The 2912-nt window shown below is 70.6% G+C and carries 3 protein-coding genes and 1 pseudogene; 3 read left to right on the top strand and 1 reads right to left on the bottom strand.

Annotated elements, in window-relative coordinates:
- Positions 1-437 (bottom strand): annotated as a pseudogene (locus tag CCN33_RS16765) (CAP domain-containing protein); the annotation flags it as partial.
- Between the two features lie 179 nt (positions 438-616).
- On the opposite strand from CCN33_RS16765, the gene CCN33_RS16760 reads away from it, so the two are divergent.
- From CCN33_RS16760 to CCN33_RS16750, 3 genes are all read left to right on the top strand, one after another.
- Positions 617-898 (top strand): acylphosphatase, encoded by a 282-nt coding sequence (locus CCN33_RS16760; protein WP_086694401.1) that lies wholly within the window; start codon positions 617-619, stop codon positions 896-898.
- A gap of 380 nt (positions 899-1278) precedes the next feature.
- The gene (locus CCN33_RS16755) at positions 1279-1482 is read left to right on the top strand and encodes a hypothetical protein (RefSeq protein WP_086694400.1); all 204 of its coding nucleotides are present in this window, start codon (positions 1279-1281) and stop codon (positions 1480-1482) included.
- A gap of 221 nt (positions 1483-1703) precedes the next feature.
- On the top strand, positions 1704-2912 hold a 1209-nt coding region (locus CCN33_RS16750; RefSeq protein ID WP_167387877.1), incomplete at its 3' end, for a chromosome segregation SMC family protein.

Below are 2912 nucleotides of genomic sequence, written 5' to 3'. Positions count from 1 at the left end.
GGGGTGCTGGGGGTGTCCGCGCTGCCGGAGGCACCGCCCTGCTCGCTGGCGGCGTTGCCGGGGGCGCCCACGGCCTGCACGGTCTCGCCGGGACCGCTGCTGGTGCCGCCGCCGAGCCGGTAGTTCTGCAGGCCGGGCACCGCGCCGGTGGCGACGGCCGCCGTGCCGAGGGCGACAGCGGCGGAGACGCCCAGCAGGCCCGTACGCACCGGGGTGGCGGCCTTCTTGGCGCGCCGGTGGCCGCGCTGCTTCGAGCCGACCGTGGCGGCGAAGTCGGCCTCCAGGGCCCGGCGCTCGTCGTCGGTGGCGTACAGGTAGTCCTTGCTGCGGGCTGCGGTCGCCGCGTACGCCTGCGGCCGCTGGTACGACGCGGTGCCCCTGGCTTCGTACGACTCCGGCCCCGTGGTCGCGGTGCCGGATCGTCGATGGCGTCCCATGCCCTGCCCCATTCCTCGTTCTCGCGGACGGCCGACGCCGGGTCGCGGCGGATTCCCCCCGGCCGGTCCAACTCACTCGTTCGAGTGAGTTTCAGATGAGAGTCATTGGACCGGGACGGTACCGCATGCCACTGGGGCAGGGTGTGCCTCGCGGGACATCCGGCGGTTAGGTTGCAGCCATGAGCGAGGAAGTACGGCTGGTGGCCTGGGTGCGCGGACAGGTCCAGGGAGTGGGTTTCCGCTGGTTCACGCGTGCCAGGGCGCTGGAGATCGGCGGGCTGAGTGGTTTTGCTCTCAATCTGGCCGACGGACGGGTCCAAGTGGTCGCCGAGGGGCCCCGTGACGGCTGTGAGGGGCTGCTCGACTGGCTCCAGGGCGCCGACACGCCCGGACGGGTCGACGGTGTCACCGAGATCTGGGACACACCCCGCGGCGGATACGACGGCTTCGCCATTCGCTGACCCGGCACCCCCGACACCCCTTCGGGCCCTCTCCGCAGGGTGCCGCGCGGGGGTCCCCGGAGCGAAAAGAGGCTGGTGGTTGCCAAGAACGGCTCCACGTGGCAGGCTCCCGAGGTACACCTGATCGTCACGCCCCGAGGGCCCCGTACAAGCACCGGCGCCGCCGTCCATCGGCCGCGCGCCACGGGTTCGCCCCCCAATACGGGGTGTGATCGTGTTGACCGTCAAACTTTTTGGTGAGACGCTGAAAGCCCCGCGCATCTTGGCTGTTTGGCATGACGAACGGCAGTGCAACACCAGCGTGTGCCAGGCATGCCGGGTGCGAATCCCTCACGATCCAACCGCTTCGGTTGGTCACTCAGTGTGGAGGACCATCCATCATGGCAAAGGCGCTTCTCGGTTACGTCGGCGGCTCCGACCCGCGACTCCTCGCCGAGATGCGACGGCTCCAGCAGCGCGTACAGGATCTGGAATCCGAGCTGACTCGGATCCAGTCGGAGAACGACGCACTGGCGGCTGCCGCTTCTCAGGACAGGATCATGGAGAGCATCGACGCACACCAGGCGGAGCCTGCGCTCACCTGATCACTGCATCGCTCCACGACAGCAGTCGCTCCATCCAGACCCGGACGGCGAGGCCCGCCTGTCCGAGTCCTCAGGGACGCTTCGGCGTCCCTCAGTTCTTTCCCCCGCGCAGTCTTTCAGCCCCTTCAACAAATGGTGTGCCCTTCGTGCACTTGGGCGAAACCGTGGGGTTGCGAGTGTTCATGGAGTGAGATACCGCCTGCCCGGTAAAGTCCGGATGCGTGCATCTCAAGGCCCTGACCCTCCGCGGCTTCAAGTCGTTCGCCTCCGCGACCACGCTCCGCTTCGAGCCGGGCATCACGTGCGTCGTCGGCCCGAACGGCTCGGGCAAGTCGAACGTCGTGGACGCACTGAGCTGGGTCATGGGCGAGCAGGGCGCGAAGTCGCTGCGCGGCGGCAAGATGGAGGACGTCATCTTCGCCGGCACCACCGGCCGTCCGCCGCTGGGCCGCGCCGAGGTGTCCCTCACCATCGACAACTCCGACCGCGCGCTGCCCATCGAGTACGCCGAGGTCACCATCACGCGGACGATGTTCCGCAACGGCGGCAGCGAGTACCAGATCAACGGCGACACCTGCCGGCTGCTGGACATCCAGGAACTTCTCTCCGACTCCGGCATCGGCCGCGAGATGCACGTCATCGTCGGCCAGGGCCAGCTCGACTCCGTACTGCACGCCGACCCCATGGGCCGGCGTGCCTTCATCGAGGAGGCCGCGGGCGTCCTCAAGCACCGCAAGCGCAAGGAGAAGGCGCTGCGGAAGCTGGACGCGATGAAGGCCAACCTCGCGCGCGTGCAGGACCTCACCGACGAACTCCGGCGCCAGCTCAAGCCGCTCGGCCGCCAGGCCGCCGTCGCCCGCCGCGCCGCCGTCATCCAGGCCGACCTGCGCGACGCCCGCCTCCGCCTCCTCGCCGACGACCTCGTACGGCTCCGCCAGGCACTCGGCGCCGAGATCGCCGACGAGGCCGCACTGAAGGAACGCAAGGACACGGCCGAGCGGGAACTGCGCCAGGCCCTCCAGCGCGAGGCCCACCTCGAGGACGAGGCGCGCAGGCTCGCCCCCCGCCTCCAGCGCGCCCAGCAGACCTTCTACGAGCTGTCCCAACTCGCCGAGCGGGTACGCGGCACCGTCTCGCTCGCCGAGGCCCGCGTCCGCAGCGCCACCTCCGCGCCTGCCGAGGAACGGCGCGGCCGCGACCCCGAGGACCTGGAGCGCGAGGCCGCGCGCGTCCGCGAGCAGGAGGCCGAGCTGGAAGCCGCGCTGGAGGCGGCCCGGCACGCCCTCGACGACACCGTGGCCCACCGCGCCGAACTCGAACACGCGCTCACCGCCGAGGAACGGCGCCTGAAGGACGTCGCGCGGGCCATCGCCGACCGCCGTGATGGCCTCGCCCGGCTGTCCGGCCAGGTCGGCGCCGCCCGCTCCCGC

The sequence above is a fragment of the Streptomyces recifensis genome (genome assembly GCF_002154615.1).
Classification (GTDB): Bacteria; Actinomycetota; Actinomycetes; order Streptomycetales; family Streptomycetaceae; genus Streptomyces; species Streptomyces griseoluteus.
The sequence above is the reverse complement of the archived record's forward strand: the minus strand, read 5'-3'. Positions and strand labels throughout refer to the sequence as shown.